The 17448-nt window shown below is 54.3% G+C and carries 10 protein-coding genes; 2 read left to right on the top strand and 8 right to left on the bottom strand.

Going from position 1 to position 17448, the window contains the following annotated elements:
- Positions 1 to 139 precede the first annotated feature (139 nt).
- Positions 140 to 1426, bottom strand: a complete 1287-nt coding sequence (locus J3P34_RS09905) for a UDP-N-acetylmuramoyl-tripeptide--D-alanyl-D-alanine ligase (RefSeq protein WP_210488269.1) — start codon at positions 1424 to 1426, stop codon at positions 140 to 142.
- A gap of 37 nt (positions 1427 to 1463) precedes the next feature.
- Here J3P34_RS09905 and J3P34_RS09900 point away from each other — a divergent pair, with 37 nt between their 5' ends.
- Positions 1464 to 3692: a T9SS type A sorting domain-containing protein gene (locus J3P34_RS09900; RefSeq protein ID WP_210488267.1), complete on the top strand. Its 2229-nt coding sequence runs from the start codon at positions 1464 to 1466 to the stop codon at positions 3690 to 3692.
- A 503-nt stretch (positions 3693 to 4195) separates the two neighbouring features.
- Here J3P34_RS09900 and J3P34_RS09895 read toward each other — a convergent pair.
- Positions 4196 to 4972, bottom strand: coding sequence for an amidohydrolase (locus J3P34_RS09895; protein WP_210488265.1), 777 nt, complete (start codon positions 4970 to 4972; stop codon positions 4196 to 4198).
- 132 nt (positions 4973 to 5104) lie between these two features.
- On the opposite strand from J3P34_RS09895, the gene J3P34_RS09890 reads away from it, so the two are divergent.
- Positions 5105 to 5644: a 5' nucleotidase, NT5C type gene (locus J3P34_RS09890; RefSeq protein ID WP_210488263.1), complete on the top strand. Its 540-nt coding sequence runs from the start codon at positions 5105 to 5107 to the stop codon at positions 5642 to 5644.
- A 693-nt stretch (positions 5645 to 6337) separates the two neighbouring features.
- Here the strand turns inward: J3P34_RS09890 and J3P34_RS09885 are convergent.
- The 6 genes from J3P34_RS09885 to mfd form a co-directional block, all read right to left on the bottom strand.
- Positions 6338 to 7486 carry a pyridoxal phosphate-dependent aminotransferase gene (locus J3P34_RS09885; RefSeq protein WP_210488261.1) on the bottom strand — a complete coding sequence of 383 codons (1149 nt, stop codon included), beginning with the start codon at positions 7484 to 7486 and terminating at the stop codon, positions 6338 to 6340.
- A 46-nt stretch (positions 7487 to 7532) separates the two neighbouring features.
- Entirely contained in the window at positions 7533 to 8114 is a 582-nt protein-coding gene (locus J3P34_RS09880) for a uracil-DNA glycosylase family protein (RefSeq protein WP_210488259.1), read from the bottom strand.
- A 251-nt stretch (positions 8115 to 8365) separates the two neighbouring features.
- Positions 8366 to 9325 carry a hypothetical protein gene (locus J3P34_RS09875; protein WP_210488258.1) on the bottom strand — a complete coding sequence of 320 codons (960 nt, stop codon included), beginning with the start codon at positions 9323 to 9325 and terminating at the stop codon, positions 8366 to 8368.
- A 515-nt stretch (positions 9326 to 9840) separates the two neighbouring features.
- The gene (locus J3P34_RS09870) at positions 9841 to 10245 is read right to left on the bottom strand and encodes a response regulator (RefSeq protein ID WP_210488256.1); all 405 of its coding nucleotides are present in this window, start codon (positions 10243 to 10245) and stop codon (positions 9841 to 9843) included.
- A gap of 25 nt (positions 10246 to 10270) precedes the next feature.
- Positions 10271 to 13744, bottom strand: a complete 3474-nt coding sequence (locus tag J3P34_RS09865; protein ID WP_210488253.1) for a PAS domain-containing protein — start codon at positions 13742 to 13744, stop codon at positions 10271 to 10273.
- 134 nt (positions 13745 to 13878) lie between these two features.
- Positions 13879 to 17235, bottom strand: coding sequence for a transcription-repair coupling factor (gene mfd / locus J3P34_RS09860; RefSeq protein ID WP_210488251.1), 3357 nt, complete (start codon positions 17233 to 17235; stop codon positions 13879 to 13881).
- Positions 17236 to 17448 lie beyond the last annotated feature (213 nt).

Genomic DNA, 17448 nt, shown 5'->3' with positions numbered 1-17448 from the left:
CACCGAACACGCATTCCTGAGAATTCCCCTCCTGGGAGGGGTAGGTTCACGTTTGCATGCGTATTATCGCCAACTCAAAAAGACCTCAAGACCTCGCAGCGTCCGCAGGTCATGCGAGCGTCTGGGCCAATCGCGACGTTTACAGCAAATCCACCACCGTTTCCAGACCAATGCCGCGGGAGCCTTTGATTAGGACGTGGCTGTTGCGAATAGGATGATCCGTGAGCCATTGCACCAAGGCGCTTTTCTCGGCGAAGTAGCGGAAATCGGGGTTCACCTCGGCGGCGTAGCGCATTTCCTTTCCGCAGAGAAACACCTGCGCGAAGTGCTGTTGGTTCAGTTGCTCGCCCAAAGCGCGGTGCTCGGTTTCGCTTTCCTGGCCCAATTCCAGCATATCGCCCAGAATCACCACCTTGGGCTCACCGGCCATCTGCCCGAAGTTGGAGACTGACAAAGCCATTGAGCTGGGGTTGGCGTTGTAGGCATCCAGCAGTATGGTGTTGGTGTCTTTCTGTACAATCTGCGAGCGGTTGTTCGTGGGCACGTAGCCGGCAATGGCGGCATTGATCTGCTCGTGCGGCACCCCGAAGAACTGCCCGATGCAAGCCGCGGCCATCATGTTCTCAAAGTTGTAGGAACCCATCAAATGCGTGTGCACTTCCTCGCCGTTGGCGGCGCGGTAAATAACCTGCGGGGCGGCCTGCAGCAGCTCGGCAGAATAATCGTCTTGCGGTTGATAATAAGTGACTTTGCGCGCGATTCTGCGTACCATGCGCATGAGGTGTTCGTTAGAAGTATTCACGAAGACGGTGCCCTCGGCTTTGTCCAGGTGCAGGTACAGTTCGCTCTTGGTGCGGGCCACGCCTTCCAGGCTCCCAAAGCCCTCTAAATGCGCTTTCCCGATGTTGGTAATAAGGCCGTGGGTGGGCAAGGCGTAAGAGCAAAGCTCCGCGATATCGCCAGGGTGGTTGGCGCCCATCTCAATGATGGCCAGCTCGTGCTCGGGCTGGATGCTGAGAAGCGTGAGCGGCACGCCTATGTGATTGTTGAGGTTACCTTTGGTGCAAAGCACGTTGAATTTCTGGCTGAGCACCGCATTGATAAGTTCTTTGGTGGTGGTTTTGCCGTTGCTGCCCGTGATTCCGATGAAGGGAATGCTCAGTTGTAGGCGATGGTGTAGCGCCAGTTCCTGCAGTGCCTTGAGCGAATCCTCTACCTGGATGATGTTGGGGCCGGTGATGCTGGGGTCTTGCACCACGGCGTAGCGGGCGCCTTTATCCAGCGCCATCTGGGCAAACTGGCTGCCCTTGAAATTGGGGCCATCCAATGCAAAAAAAAGCGTGTTATCTTGTTCTGCCCGCGAATCGGTGCTTACCTTCCGGCATTCCAGGTATTTCTGATACAGGTGCTCCACTAGCTCCGCCATAGAAAAGAGTTATTTTGTACGTCTAGGATACGAATAAATGAACAAAGCATTAAAGGTACTAGCCTTTTCCTTAAGTTGGGTAATGGGCTGGACGCAAACTGCCGATGCGCAGAACCCCACCCGGCTGCAGGAAGTAACCGGACCCACGGTGCAGAACGCCACTGGCCAACCTCTGCGCTTGCCCTGGGCCGGAGGGTTCAACAGCCCGCAGTTCTCCGCCATCGACCTGAACCAGGACGGGCAGCAGGATCTGTTTATCTTCGACCGGAGCTCGCAGCGCGTGGCCACTTTTCTGGCGGTGCAGGACAACGGCACCTGGGCATACCGGCACGCTCCGGAGTATGAGAACTCCTTCCCCAAAGAACTGCGGTTTTTTGCCCTGCTTCGCGATTTCAACTGCGATGGCGCCCCAGACCTGTTCACGGCCTCTAACCAAGGACTGGTGGTGTACACCAACGTTTCTTCTACGGGCACTGGTATCCGGTTCAACCTTACGCACCCTACCGTATTTTTCAACACCGATGCCAACCTGCTGGTGGGCTCTGAAGACATGCCTGCTATTGTAGACATGGACAATGACGGCGACCTGGACATTCTTACCTGGGAGTGGTCGGGCGGCACCAAGCTGGAGTATTACCGCAACGAGCGGGTAGAGCAGGGGCTTAACTGCAACACGCTCACCTTTACCCGCACCTCATCGTACTGGGGGCAGGTGACCCGTTGCGTGGGAACCTGCAACAACTACCGGTTCAATGAAAGCTGCCCGTCCACCCACCACATCGGCGGCTCCAGCGTGCTGCCCCTGGATCTGGATGCCAACGGCGTACTGGACTTACTCTCAGGTCATGACGATTGCCCTGATCTTGCCAGCCTCTACAACACCGGCACCAATTCCCAACCCAAGATTACCCGTGCCGAGTACAACCTGCCGCCCAATATTTCCGGGCAGCAGTTCAGCGTTTTTCCAGCCGCCTATTACCTGGATGTCACCTTTGACAACGTGCCTGATCTGGTAGTGGCTCCCAACATGACCTCTAATTCGCACCAGAACGTGAACCTGAAGAACTCGGTATGGGTGTACCCCAATACCGGTACGGCTGCGCAGCCCGCCTTCGCCAGTTTGAAACAACCTTTCCTGCAGGACCAGATGGTGGACGTAGGCGAAGGCGCCGCTCCGGCCCTGGGCAACCTCATCAGAAACGAAGCTTTGGATCTGTTGGTGGGCAATACTGCCGTGCTGGAGAATGGCCGATACGCCGCCTCTCTCACCTTACTCCAAAACAAAGGCACTTCTACCGATGCGCTATTTGAAAGCCTCAACTCAGATTACCTGGGCTTCTCCTCCTTAGGTTTGCAACTGTTGAAACCCCAACTGCTGGACATCAACGGTGACGGAAAAACAGACCTGGCCTGGAGCGCTTTCAAGTCTTCTACCAATACCGTGGAGTTTAAGTATGTCCTGAACGAAGCCTCGGCCGGACAGCCCGCCGCTTTTACCCTGGCCAATGCTGTAGCCATCCCAGGCATTCTGCTGTTCAAAGGCGACACGCCTTACCTGTATGATGTAGACACCGATGGAAAGTTAGACGTGCTCATTGGGCGTACCTCCGGCAATCTCACGTATTACCGAAACATTGGCGCCAACACCAGCCCCACCTATACACTCATCTCCGAAGCATTTGGCGGTCTGGCCGCCGATGTAGAACGCAAAAGGCTCCAGGTCACCGTAGCCGACGTGAACCAGGACCAGAAACCTGATCTGCTCGCCACCGATGATAGCGGCAAACTCCGGGTGTTCCCCGCCTTTCAGGACCATCTTTCCGGCACGTTTCCGGTAGAAGAGAACCTGCTGTGGCAACCTTTCACGCAGCAGTACGGGGAAGCAAACTTCGGCACGGGCATGGTCCTGGCCACCGGTAACCTGAACACCGATGCCTTGCCTGAAATCATCATCGGAACGCACGCCGGAGGCCTCCGCTTCGTGAAAGCCATCTCTGAGCCTTTGGGTATCCAGAACCCAACGGCGGAACACTCCTTTGGCAAGGTTTTCCCAAATCCGGCCGATAAACTGGTGCAGATCATCACGGAGAAAAACGCTATCTACCAACTGCACAACGTAGCGGGCGCTCTGATCAAAAAAGGAAAAACAACAGCCGGAAAACCCCAGGAAATCTCCACCGCAGCCTTGCCCGCCGGCCTCTACCTCCTGCGCCTCCAAGCCGCTGATGGCCGAGTGGTGACGCATAAGCTGGTGGTGAAGCACTAGAAATAGGAACCCATAAAGAGGAACCCGTTTCAAAGCTGATTTCAAGAAAACAGCCTTAAAACGGGTTCCTCTTTTTTAATGATTACTGGTGATTCTGCTGCCTCCACAATGTCTCCATCTGGTTCAAGTCTGTGACTTGGACCTACTATGGTCTGAAGTTTGCAACTTCAGTGAGGCGTGAGTCTCAAAAACAAAATTTGGGAGGGAATCTAAACAGCGCTTAAGTTGCGTCTGTTTAGTTCGCAACCAAGATCCTTTCAGGATGACAAAGTGGGAGTGAGATGCCGTAAGGAAATGAACGGAATAATGGAAGCCCAAGCGTTTAGCTTCCGTTTGTGCAGTTCGCGCACAAGATCCTTTCAGGATGGCAAGGTGGAAGTGAGGAGGACAAAAGGAGGAGCATTCTCCTATTCAGTCCATCACACATTCACTCAATCATTCAACCTCTCAATCACTCATCCACTTAACCTCTCAATCACTCAACCTCTCATTCATTCAATCCCTCACACCTCAATCGTGAACGCATCGGCGTCAATGTCCCAGGGAAGTTTGCGGCGGGTTTCCTCTAGGTGCTCCCGCGAGAGGGTGATGGTAGAAACGGCTTCTTCGTATTCATGGTGCACCAGTTCCTCGCCCAACAGGTTGTAGGCCGCGGAGTCGCCGGAGTAGGCGTGGCCTTTGGCATCGGTGCCCACGCGGTTCACGCCTATGCAGTATGCTAGGTTCTCAATAGCGCGGGCCCGCAGGAGCGTACGCCAGGCCAGACGGCGGCGGTCTGGCCAACTGGCAATGTAGATGAGCACATCGTAGGAGATAGGCGTGTTACGGGACCACACCGGGAACCGAAGGTCATAGCACACGAGCGGGCAGATTTTCCAGCCGTTCAGGTCCACCACCAGTTTCTGGGTACCGGGCGTGTAGGCCTCGCACTCACCGGCCATCCGGAAGAGGTGGCGCTTGTCATAGTGCTCCAAGGTACCATCGGGGCGCATCCAGATGATGCGGTTGTAATAATTTCCGTTCTCGGTGATGATGAGGCTGCCCATGACCACGGCGTTGCGCTCCTGCGCCATCTGCCGCATCCAGGCCACCGATTCGCCGTCCATTTCCTCAGCCAGCGCCGGGGCGTCCATGCTGAAACTGGTGGTGAACATCTCGGGCAGAATAATCAGATCAGTTTCAGGGAGCTGTTGTATTTTCTCCTGGAAATTGGTGCGGTTGGCGGCGGCATCGTGCCAGGCCAGATCTAATTGAAGAAGGGAAACGCGCAGGTCAGACATCGGGGTAAAGAAGAATTAGGAATCTGGAATTAGGAATTGGAGAGATAAACCCTGATTTTGATCCTTCAGGAGAACCTATCTGCTCCATCCCCCGATAAAAGTACTCACTTCTGTTTACATCAAAAATCCCGTATGGAGATTCAAAAGAAAAAGATTGCCATAGACATGGACGAGGTCATGGCCGACCCCATTGCCAAGTTCATTCAGTTATACAACAAAGACTGCGCCCTGGAACTCACGCCGGAGGCCCTGCATGGCAAAGACGTGCACGAGGTGGTGCCACCTGAGCATTCCCACAAAGTCTGGGAGTACATCAACGCCGAAGGTTTCTTCCGGGACCTGGAGGTAATTCCAGACAGCCAGGAGGTCATCAAGGCCCTAATGGAAAGATACGATGTTTTCATTGTGAGCGCGGGCATGGAGTTCAGGAACTCGCTCATTGATAAGTTTGACTGGCTGCAGGATCATTTCCCGTTCATCAGCTGGCGCAACTACGTGCTCTGCGGTGACAAAAGCATCATAGGCGCAGATATCATGATTGATGACCGTCATCGCAATCTCCGCACCTTCACCGGCGACCGCAAACTGCTCTTCACCTCGCCGCACAATGTGAACATCCATGAGTTTGAGCGGGTGAGTACGTGGAGGGAAGTAGCGGAGAAGTTGTTGTAAGTATTTCCTTTTCGGGGATGGTTTTTGGAAAAGAAGTTGAAACCAGAATAGCTGTTTCTAAGTTCAATGTCCCCCTTTGAAGGGGGTAGGGGGATGATAACGTCCGCTGATTATTCTTTCTAATCATTCTGGTTCAAGTTTTCAACTTGGACCTACCATGGGCTGCAGTTTGCAACTGCAGTGAGGCGCCAGCCTCAAAGGCACATTATAGGACTTAACTTTCTAATCCCTTCCTTGCCAAGCCTCAGAACTGCAGCCGCGGTCTGCGGGCGTTTGTCACTTTTCTCCTTGATGAGAAAAGTAACCAAAAGAATCAAGAAGAAAAGAAACTCGCTGATGCTCGGACAGTCTTTTCTTCATTATGGTGACACCCCGCTGCCGCTATTTATTGCATAGTGAACTTATGGCACTGCCATTGGATAAGCCACTGCCTGCGCTCGGCGGAGGTTGGGTTACGCACGCGCCCAACCTCCGCCTCCCTGCATGTGCCTGCCTTTGCTCTAGAGCCGCTGCAATGCCTGCATCGTCCTGCGGACGGAGGTGATTTGAGGCTGTTTTTGCGAAAGCATTGTTAAATTACCGCAGCTCAGGTTGTTGGTGTTATCACCAACAACCTGAGCTGCGGTGAAAAGCGCAAGGGCAACCCCAAGGTATTTATCCTACAACTCAGGACTCAAGACTCAGAACTCAGAACTACAACTGGCACAGCCTTTCCGCCGCAGCCCGCAATGTCTCCTCTTTCTTCGCGAAGCAGAACCGGATTACCTGGTGGTCTAAGCCGTCGTGGTTGAACACTGAAACGGGAATTACGGCTACGCCGGCTTCTTTGGTGAGCCATTGGGAGAATTCCACGTCTGGCAGGTCTGAGATTTGGGAGTAGCGGGCCAGTTGGAAATAGGTGCCGGCGCTAGGCAACAGTTCAAACTTGGAGGGCTGCAACTGCGAGGCGAACAGGTCCCGTTTCTGCTGGTAGAACAGGGGTAGGGTAAGGTAGTGCTCCTGGTTGTCAAGGTACGCGGCGATGGCGTGTTGCAACGGGGTGGCCGTGCTGAAGGTGAGGTACTGGTGTACTTTTCTGAATTCACGGGTGAGCAGCTCGGGCGCGATGCAGTAGCCTACTTTCCAGCCGGTGGTGTGGTAGGTTTTCCCGAAGGATGAAACCACGAAGGCGCGTTCAGCAAGGGCCGGTACCGAGAGCACGCTGCAGTGCGGCTGCCCGTCAAAGACCATGTGCTCGTAGACCTCGTCGCTGAGGATGAGGAACGGGTGCTGCTGGGTGAGGCGAGTGAGCGCATCCAGGTCAGATTGGTGCCACACGGCGCCGCTAGGATTATGCGGCGAGTTGATGATGAGCAGGCGCGTTTTAGAGGTAAGCTTTTCCTCCACCTGTTGCCAGTCTACACTGAAATCTGGAAAGCGAAGGGGTACGAACACCGGTACGCCCCCACTGAGTTCAATGGCCGGTACATAAGAATCGTAGCAGGGCTCCAGCACAATCACCTCGTCACCGGGCTGCACCACGGCGGCAATGGCTGCGAACAGGGCCTCGGTAGCGCCGGAGGTCACTGTGATCTCCGTTTCTGGTTGGGCGGCGTGGCCGTACAGCAACTGCGTTTTCTGGCTTATTTTCTGCCTGAGCGATAAAAGGCCGGGGCTGGGCGCGTACTGGTTAAGCCCGTTCCGCATGGCCTCCGTCACCAAATCCACCAGCTCCGGCGGACAGTCAAAATCGGGGAAGCCCTGTGACAGGTTGATGGCCCCGTGCTGCAGAGCCAGTTGGCTCATGGTAGTGAAGATGGTGGTGCCTACGTTCGGAAGTTTACTCTGCAGATGAATGCTCATGCGGTTAAAGCCTATTTTGGTGAAAATAGGCAAAAATCGGATTGGGTCATGAAGAAGGCAGCATGGACTGCACAATTTCCTGCAGGGTAGGCACTACCTCGCGCTCAAACCAGGGGTGGCGCTTGAACCAGGCAATGTTTCGGGGAGAGGGGTGCGGTAGCGGCAGAAATCTGGGCAGATATTCCTGCCAGGCTTCTACGGTCTGGGTGAGGGTGGCTTTGGCATGCTGCCCCAGAAAGGCTTTTTGGGCGTACGTGCCTATGAGCAACGTGAGCTGGATGTTGGGCAGCAGCGGCAATAGTTGCGGGTGCCAGTGCTGGAAACACTCGGGGCGGGGCGGCAGATCGCCGGACTTGCCGGTACCCGGATAGCAGAAGGCGGTAGGCACAATGGCTACGTGCGCTTCGTTATAGAATTCATCGGGGGTAAGCCTCAGCCAGCTGCGCAGTCGTTTGCCGCTCTGGTCATCCCAGGGAATGCCCGACGCGTGTACTTTAGTGCCGGGCGCCTGCCCCACAATGAGCAGCCGCGCCGAGGTTGCCGCCCGCAGCACCGGCCGGGGACCGTGTGGCAGGTGGGCGGCGCACAACTGGCAGGCTCTTATCTGGGGGAGAAGTTCTTCTAGCATGGGGTGAAGGCAAAAGTATTTAAGGGCAAATTTCTGAAAAAGAGGCCAAATACGCCTGCAAAAAAAGAAGCCGGTACCAAATGGCACCGGCTTCAAAACTGTTTTAGATATTCCTAGGCTTCCAGGTAACCGTCAACAGACAACTCATCTTCCGGGAAAGCCCGGAGCAATAAGATGGAGGCGACTACGCTGGTCAAAGCAATGGCAATCATGAGTGCTTTCATAGTCTTCTCTTAAGTGGGCACCCCTGGTTAGTAGTACCGGGGGTTGTTGTTTCGCGGGTTGTTGGAGCGGTCATCGCCGGAGTCTGTCTCATCTGACCAACGGGGACCTCTCTCAGCGCCCCGGTCATGGCGGGAGCGGTACTCATAGTCGTGATCGTGGCGGCGGTTGTCATGGCCATGGTCGTGGTCATCTGAGTGACGGTTCCGGGTGAAGATGTTCTTCACATCATGCCATACTTCGCGCAGGCCTTCTCCCATGTCGTTTAGGATATCGCCTTTGTCATGGTCCATGCGGCGGCCGTCATTTGAGGTGTAGCGCTGCTCTCTGTACCAGTCATGGTTGCCGCTGCCGTAACGGTAGTCATCGTCTTTGTAGCGACTGCGCGAGCCGGGGTACTCATTGTACGGGTTGCTGTCTGGGCGGGGCAGTTCCTGCTGAACGCCTCTCGGCTCCATGTAGCCCCCGCGGTAGTAGTTCTCATTGGTGTCATCGCGGCGGCGCTGCTCAGAGATTCTGTTGTCTGGGTGAATGCGGTCATGGCCCTGGCCGTAGGAATCCTGGCGGGCAGAATAGTTGCCGCGTTCATCGCCGTAGGGCGAGAAGTGGGAGTTGCTGTTATTGTTGTTGAAAGCCGATTGGCCTGGCTGACGCTCAGACTGCGGGGTGCTGTTGCCGCGGCCATCGCCGTAGTTCAGGCTGTTGGGGTTGCGGTAAGAGCTGTACTCACGGTTGCCGTAGTGTTTGCTTAAACTGGCGCCACGGTCTGCGTTGGAGTTGCGCTGATGGGTGTCCTCGGGGAAGTGGCTTCTGGTCTGATTGCTTGGGCCGGTGTGAAAGTTGTTCCCGTTGTCCCAGTGGTTGTCATGCGAACGCTCTGAATGCTGGTTCCGCTGCTGGTCCCGATAATATAAATCGCGGCCTACTCTGTGGTTTTGGGCTTCGTTGTCCCGGCTGGGGTTGAAGCCGTTTCTTTGATTATCGTCCATGATTTCTATCGTTTAAATATCAATTAAAATGCCCACCGGTGCCGGTGGGAAATGTAAGTATGTGTACGATAGCGTTTGCGCAGGGTTAAGATGGCGGGGTTTGAAGATTAGTATTTTTACGGTGTAGGCCTTGAGAGCCAAGGCGGAGAAAGCTTGTGGATAACCTTTGCGGAAGAAAAGAGTAAGTGGGAGAAATTAATTTCCAGCTTACTTTTTATGAAACAATACTTACCACTGTTGGGTGTTTTCCTGTTGTTCTTTTTGGTGATTTCTGGGTTTGCGTACGGTAAGCCTAAAAAAGTAAACATGGCTTCTGAGGCTATTGTTACGGCGCAAAGCACAGCGCTCATCCGCTAGATTACCGCAGAAAATCCTTCAGATAAACCGGCATCCTTTTCCTATTTCTGGCATTATTTTTTTACAAACCAAACTACGCCACTCCAGCATAAACAAAAGGGCGGCCCTGATCTATTTCAGGGCCGCCCTTTTGTTTATAGGCGTAAAACGCTTGAGGTTTATGCAAAGTGCTGCTTCAGGATCTCGCGTACGTGGGCTTCTTCCAGCGGTTTGGAGATGTGCTGCTCCACGGCGTTGTATTTCTTCAGTTTCTCCAGATCATAGAAGCTGGCCGAGGAGGTGAGCATCATCACCAGAATGCATTTCTGGTATTCCTCAGGCAACTGGTGGTACTGGTCCAGAAACTCAAACCCGTCCATCACCGGCATCTTGATATCCAGGAACATGAGGTCGGGGAGGGGTTGCCCCTGGGCGATGGCATCGTTCAGAAACGTAAGCGCCTCTTCTCCGTTGGTGACCACTTCAATGCGGTCTGCTATCTCCATGCGGGTAAGAAGCCGCTTGTTTAAATAATTGGTGGTTTCGTCATCGTCTACCAACAAAATGAGGTTTAACCTTTTCATAGGGCAAATATAGAAAGCGCTCAGTCTATTGAACGCTGTTTCTGAAATAAATTGTGAAAGTGGTGCCCTGGTCTACCTGGCTGTCTACTTCAATGCGGCCGCCGTTCTTCTGCACAATGCGGTTAAGGATGTACAGCCCCAGACCGGAGCCCTCCACGTGGTTGTGGAAGCGCTTGAACATCTGGAACATCTTGGCGCCGTGTTTCTCCATGTCCATGCCCATGCCGTTGTCCTGCACCGTGAGCACCGTGTAGCCATTGACGTTGCTTTGCGTGTGCAGGCGCACTACGGGCGCACGGTCTGGAGAGCGGTATTTCACCGCGTTGCTGATAAGGTTATAGAAAATACTCTTGAGGTTCACCCTGGAGTACAAAAGCGTGTCTGCCTCTGCAAAGTCGCAGGTGATGTGGGCGCCGGCTTTCTGGATGAGGTCCTGGATGCTGAGCTGCACCTCATCTACCAACTCAGACAGTTTGATTTCCTCCTGGTGCGCGTCAATCTCCTTCTGCACTTTCACAATCTCCGCCAGGTCTGAGATGGTGGCGTTGATCTGCTTGAGGGATTTGTTGAACATACTGATGAGCAGCTGCGCATCTGGGTCATGGAAGGTGGCGTTCTGGGTAAGCTCCTGGAAGATGCCGGCCATGTTGATGATGGGCAGCTTCAAGTCATGGGAGGCGGTGTAGACAAAGCTGTCAAGGTCCTCATTTATGCTGCGGAGCTCGCGGTTGGTTTGCTCCATGAGCTCTTCATTGCGTTTCTGGTCTTCTATTTCAGTACAGGTGCCAAACCATTTGATAATGTTTCCTTCCTGGTCACGGAGCGGGAGGGCCCGGCCCAGAAACCAGCGCCATTCTCCGTCAGCGGCCCGCCTGAACCGGTACTCCACCTGGTAAGGTTCGCCGGTGCGCAGCGAATAATGCCAGCGGGCGAAGGATCGTTGCCGGTCATCTGGGTGCAGCAGGTCATTCCACACTTTGGGGCCTTTGCTGGCCTCTACGTCAAAACCGGTAAATTCAACCCACTGCTTGTTAAAGTATTCATGGTAGCCCACTGCATCTGTGGTCCAGACCAGTTGGGGCATGCTGTCTGCCAAAAACTGGAAGTTCTGGGTGCTTTCCTGCAGATCAAGCAGCATTTGCTTCTGGTCCTGGATGTCTGTGTGGGAACCCACCCATAAGGTGATGTTGCCTTCCTCGTCACGCATGGGTACCCCCCGTACCAGAAACCAGCGGTACTCTTCTTTCGCTTTGGTGCGCCAACGGTTTTCCACCATGAACGGCTCGCCGGTTTTAAGCGAGTGGCTCCACCCGGCATGCGTCTTGGCCAGGTCATCTGGGTGGATAAAGTACTCCCAGCCCCAACCATTAAGTTCTTCCTGCGTGGTGCCCAGGTAGTCATACCATTGCTGGCTGTAATACTCTACAAACCCGTCTGGCTTGGCGGTAAAGGTCATGTGGGGCAGGGCATCCAGGATTTTGAGGGTGCGCTCATGCGAGACTTTCAGTTCCTCGGCTAGTTTCTGGGCTTTTTCCCGTACCCGCACCCGCTCAGTTACCTCCACTACCACAATAATGATTCCTTCCACCGCTCCCTCCGCATCAAGCAGGGGTTGGTACATGAAGTTGAAATAGCCTAGCTCCAGTTCACCGTTTCCATTCCGGTCTAAGTAGGCAGGGGTCTCGGTTCCTAAGTACAACTCCTTGGTGGCATACACTTTCTCCACAATGTCAAAGAAGCCTTGTGTCTCCAACTCAGGAAGCGCCTGGCGGAACGGCTTGCCTACGGTTTCGCGGCCACCAATCAGTTGCTTGAACTGAGGAGTGACAAAGTCCACGATCCAGTCCGGGCCTTTGAGCACAGCGAACTGAACCGGTGATTGGGACAGCATGCGCTGCACATACTCATCGCGTTCCCTGAGCTTGGACTGGATATCTTTCTGGTCCTGTATGTTGGTGTCTACCCCAATCCAAGAGTTAATGGTGCCATCTTCATTGATGAGCGGGGTAGCGCGTATGGTGAACCAATGGTATCTGCCATCTGAGGCCCTTCTAAGCCGAGCCTCATTCACGTACTCCTGGCCGGTCTTCAATGACTGGCTCCACCTGTCAATGGTAAATTTTAAGTCTTCTGGATGGACAATGTGGTCCCACCCTTCATCTGGGCTGGTATTGCCCGTGTACTCATACCAGGCTTTGTTGTAGTAATGGATGTACCCATCGGCGCGGGCTACCCAGGCAATCTCGGGAATTCCTTCCAGCAGCGCGCGCACGTGCTGTTCACGCTCTTTTAGCTCGGCGGCGTATTTGTTTTTCTCTGTCAGGTCCAGCATGGCCCCAATCATGCGGATGGGTTTTCCGGCTTCATTGCGGGCCACCAGACCACGGTCAAAAACGTGGGCGTAAGTGCCGTCTGCTTTCCTGAACTGATATTCATCCTGCCAGTTGGTACCGCCGTTGTCAATGACGTGGTGGATGCCTTCCACCACCCGTGCGGCATCCTCGGGGTGAAGACGGCCATACCAGGAGTTGATGTCGTGCTCTATGTCTTCTTGTTTGTAGCCGAAGGTGACTTTGAACCCATCGTTCCACCAGATGAAATCATTGGTGAGGTCCCAGTCCCAGATCACGTCATTGGTGGCCTTGGCCAGGAGCTCAAACCGCTCCAGGTTTTCTTTGGCCAGGCGTTCGTTTTCCTGCTGGCGCTCTATGTCAATGAGGGTGCCCAGCATACGGTACGGCTTGCCTTTATCATTATACAGGATGTAGCCGTGGTCCATGACATGGGTGTAGGTGCCGTCGCCTTTGAGGAAACGGTATTTGCCAGACCATACCTTCTCCTGTTTCTTGACGGCCTCCGTAATGCTTTCCCGCAGCCCATCATATTCAGACGGATGTACGCGGGCATCCCATTGCGCGGGGCTTTCGCCGTCTTCAGATACCTTGTGGCCAAAGACCTGCTCAAAGTTCTTGCCCCAGTAGAATTTGCCGCTGGCAATGTCATAGTCCCAGGAAGAACCGCCCGAGGCCTCTACAAAGGCCCGGATGCTGCCTTTAGTGATTTCCTGCTCCTGTTTGTATTTGTGGGCCTCCGTTACGTCTACCACGCTGTGGATAAGGTACTGGACCTCGCCTGCAGCGTTCAGAACCGGTTTGTTGGAGGGCTGCCAGTATTTCTCCTCAAAGCCTCCGCCCATTTCCTGTGGTCGGGTCACATCGTAGCGCTGCAGGGCCATGGTGTGTTCCACCTTATGGGTCATGGCATAGTGCAGTGACTGCTTCAGGTTCAGTTCGCTGTTTAAACCGGGTACTGCCGGGTTATCCGGGAAAACGTCAAACAGGTATTTGCCTATGATGGAGGCATCCTTTAATGTAGCCTCTAAGTAGGCATCGGTGGCTTCCAGGATAATCAGTTCCGGGGACAGGAAGAGGTGCAATCCCGGAATAGCCCTGAGGAGAGAAGGTAAAGCAAGAGGAGCAGAGGTGGAAGAAAGCATCATGTGCGTCAACGCATTAAATACTGGGTAAGATGCCCGCCAGGAAATTTTCCTGTAGCATACTAGTCAATAGCCGGTTAAAAGAAAAGTAAAACCTGTTTAGGGGCTAATTGTTAGAAATCAGCCCCTAAACAGTTTTACACCTGCATTTCCCCGAAGATGGCTTTGGCCTGCTCCAGCGTGGAGACATCCTCTACCGTCACAATCAGTTTATCTTTGGCCTCTTTCAGGCGGGAGCGGCGGGAGTGCTGCTGCACGTACCGTAAAATACGGCTGAAGGTTTCTGAGTGGAAGAAGGCCTCGTTGTTCTGGCTGGGAATATATCCCTTGAGGGTGTCTTTCTTGAGCGTGAGTTTCTCAAAACCCAAGTGGCAGGCCTCCCAGCGCATTTTCACGATGTTCACCAGCTGCTCCACTTCCGGCGGCATGGGCCCGAAACGGTCTACCATGCCCTCTGCCAGTTTCTCCAGGCTCTCCAGGTCTTTCACGCGGTCTAGCTTGCTGTACATCTGCAGACGCTCTGAGATGTTGCTGATGTAAGAGTCTGGGATGAGGATCTCCAGGTCGGTCTCCACGGTGCATTCCCGTACCGGCTCCACCAGTTTCTCCAAGTCGGTGTCTTTAAAGAACAGGTCGCGGAACTCGGTTTCCTTCAGCTCCTGCACGGCTTCGTCCAGAATCTGGTGATAGGCCTCAAAACCCAGGTCGTTGATGAAGCCGCTCTGCTCACCGCCCAGCATGTTGCCCGCCCCGCGGATGTCCAGGTCGCGCATGGCGATCTTGAAGCCCTCGCCCAGGTCAGAGAATTCTTCCAGGGTACTCAGGCGCTTGCGGGCATCGGAAGGAAGTCCAGACACCGGTGGCGTTAACAGGTAGCAGTAGGCTTTCTTGTTGGAACGGCCCACGCGTCCGCGCATCTGGTGCAGATCTGAAAGCCCGAACATGTGCGCCCGGTTAATGATAATGGTATTGGCGTTAGGGATGTCCAGCCCGCTTTCAATGATGTTGGTACTCACCAGCACGTCATACTCGCCCTCCACGAAGCGCATCATGCGTTTCTCCAGCTCCTCGGGGTCCATCTGGCCGTGGGCGTAGGTTACCTTGGCATCTGGCACCAGTTTGAGGATGAGGTTGGCCATCTCCTCAATATCCGAGATGCGGTTGTGCACAAAGAAAACCTGACCCTTGCGCTTGAGTTCATGAACCACTGCGTCGCGGATGAGCGTGTCTTCAAACACATGCAGCTCGGTCTGTACCGGCTGGCGGTTAGGCGGCGGCGTCGCGATTACTGACAAGTCACGGGCGCCCATCAATGAGAAGTGCAGCGTGCGCGGAATTGGCGTGGCGGTAAGCGTGAGCGTATCTACGTTCACCTTGATTTCCTTCAGGCGATCCTTCGTTTTTACCCCGAATTTCTGTTCCTCGTCAATAATCAGGAGGCCCAGGTTTTTGAACTTGACGTCTTTGCTGGCCAGGCGGTGCGTGCCGATGAGGATATCGGTTTTGCCTTCGCCCACGCGCTTGAGGGTTTCCTTTATCTGCTTGGTGGTCTTGAAGCGGTTGATGTACTCCACGTTCACGGGGAAGGCCTCCAGACGATCCCGGAAAGTTTTGTAGTGCTGCATGGCCAAAATGGTGGTAGGCACCAGCACGGCCACCTGCTTCCCATCACAGGCCGCTTTAAATGCCGCCCGGATAGCCACCTCCGTTTTTCCGAAGCCCACGTCGCCGCAGACCAGCCGGTCCATGGGGTGCGGCTGCTCCATGTCGTTTTTCACGTCCTCGGTGGCCTTGCCCTGGTCTGGGGTGTCTTCGTAGATGAACGAGGACTCCAGCTCGGCCTGCAGGAAACCATCGCGGGAATAGGCGTAACCGGGCGCTTTCTTGCGCTTGGCGTATAAAGAAATGAGCTCAGCGGCAATATCTTTGACTTTGCTCTTGACCTTCTTTTTCTTGTTTTCCCACTCCTGCGAGCCCAGTTTGCTCATGGTGGGCGGCGTGCCTTCCTTGCCGGTGTACTTTGAAATCTTGTGCAGCGAGTGGATGCTCACGTAGAGCAAATCATCGTCTCGGTAGACTAACCTTATCGCCTCCTGCAGGCGGCCACCCACCTCCACTTTCTCCAGCCCCGCAAACCGGCCTATGCCGTAGTCCATGTGCGTGACGTAGTCGCCGGGTTTGAGCGTGCGGAGTTCTTTGAGGGTAAGGGCCTTGGATTTAGAGTAACCTTCGCGGGTTTTGTGCTTGTAGAAGCGCTCAAACAGCTGGTGGTCTGTATAGCACACCAGTTTCACCAGATCGTCCACAAAACCCTCGCGCAGCGCCAGCATCAGGTGGTGGAAGCGCACGTCATGGTCCAGTTCATCAAAGATGGTGGTGAGGCGGTCGGCCTGGCGTGGGGACTCGGCGGCGATGACGTTGACGAAGTCCTTGCTCTGGTTTTCGTGCAGGTTGGCCACCAGCCGCTGGAAGTCTTTGTTGAACGAGGGCTGCGGATGCGCCTGGAATTGCACCACCTCGGCGTTCTTGAAGTTGAAGCGCTTGCCAAACTCCACCAGCGTGAACGTTTCCAGGGCCTTTTTGAAAGACTTGCCAGATTCAAACAAATCCTCGGGGTTGGAGACAATCTGCACGCCCGCGCTGTGCTCCAGCATCTCTTTGAATGCCTGCTCAGCCTTTTCAAAAGACTCAGAAACCACCTCCACGGTCTGGCGGTAATCCTTGACCCAGATCTTGCTGTCATCGGGGATGAAGTCCAGGAACGATTCCCGCGTCTCTTGCAGCAGTTTGGTCTGCACGTTGGGGATGATGGAGATCTGCTTTTTCTGCTCTACTGAGAGCTGCGTGTTAGGGTCAAACGTCCGGATACTCTCAATCTCATCACCGAACATCTCCAGGCGGAACGGCAGTTCGTTGGCGTATGAGAACACATCCACAATGCCCCCACGCACGGCAAACTGACCGGCCTCGTAGACGAAATCGGTGCGTTCAAAGTCATAGCTGGCCAGCATCTCCGTTAGGAAATTCACATCCAGTTTCTCGCCCACCTTTGCGCCCAGCGTGTTGGCCACCAAAGACTTCTTGTTGATTACCTTCTCGGTGAGGGCCTCTGGGTAGGTCACGATCAGGGCACCGGCGCCGGCCCGGTTGTTCAGGCGGTTGAGCACCTCGGCCCGCAACAGGATGTTGGCGTTCTCGGTGTGGTCAAACTGGTAGGCGCGCTTGTACGAGCTGGGAAAGAGCAGGACTTCCTGGCCTTCTTCCAGCAGGTTGGAAAGGTCACTGTAAAAGTAAGCGGCCTCCTCGCGGTCATGCAGGATGAACAGGTGCGTGCCGGGCTGCATGGTCTGCAAGGCAGACGCCACCACGGCATCAAGGCTGCCCACCAGTCCTTTCAGTTGTATATGTTGAGGTTCAGGAGTCTGCAGGCGTTGGGCCACGGTTTGCACCACGGGGTCTTGCCGGTACAGCTCCAAAAATTGAGTTGCTTTCAAGGGTAAATCTTTTCTAGAAAATCAGGGGCAAAGCTAGCCATTCTTGCCGGTTAAGGAAACGAAGACCAAGAACGCTTAGTTGCCCATAAGCCTAACGGTACAGGCCTCTCTATCAACAATGTTTTGGGCATATTTTCTCCAAAACAGGCAAAAAAGAAGAACACAGGCCCAACACAATTTCAAGGTAATTTGTATACGCAGTGAAATATATAC

It is taken from the genome of Rufibacter aurantiacus, assembly GCF_017916345.1.
Lineage (GTDB): Bacteria > Bacteroidota > Bacteroidia > Cytophagales > Hymenobacteraceae > Nibribacter > Nibribacter roseolus.
The sequence above is the reverse complement of the archived record's forward strand: the minus strand, read 5'-3'. Positions and strand labels throughout refer to the sequence as shown.

Bases quoted from the DNA above. Each gene is read 5' to 3' on its own strand.
- J3P34_RS09890 (WP_210488263.1), top strand. From the start codon at position 5,105: ATGGAGATTCAAAAGAAAAAGATTGCCATAGACATGGACGAGGTCATG.
- J3P34_RS09870 (WP_210488256.1), bottom strand. From the start codon at position 10,245: ATGAAAAGGTTAAACCTCATTTTGTTGGTAGACGATGACGAAACCACC.
- J3P34_RS09900 (WP_210488267.1), top strand. From the start codon at position 1,464: ATGAACAAAGCATTAAAGGTACTAGCCTTTTCCTTAAGTTGGGTAATG.
- J3P34_RS09885 (WP_210488261.1), bottom strand. From the start codon at position 7,486: ATGAGCATTCATCTGCAGAGTAAACTTCCGAACGTAGGCACCACCATC.
- J3P34_RS09895 (WP_210488265.1), bottom strand. From the start codon at position 4,972: ATGTCTGACCTGCGCGTTTCCCTTCTTCAATTAGATCTGGCCTGGCAC.
- J3P34_RS09905 (WP_210488269.1), bottom strand. From the start codon at position 1,426: ATGGCGGAGCTAGTGGAGCACCTGTATCAGAAATACCTGGAATGCCGG.
- J3P34_RS09865 (WP_210488253.1), bottom strand. From the start codon at position 13,744: ATGATGCTTTCTTCCACCTCTGCTCCTCTTGCTTTACCTTCTCTCCTC.
- J3P34_RS09880 (WP_210488259.1), bottom strand. From the start codon at position 8,114: ATGCTAGAAGAACTTCTCCCCCAGATAAGAGCCTGCCAGTTGTGCGCC.
- J3P34_RS09875 (WP_210488258.1), bottom strand. From the start codon at position 9,325: ATGGACGATAATCAAAGAAACGGCTTCAACCCCAGCCGGGACAACGAA.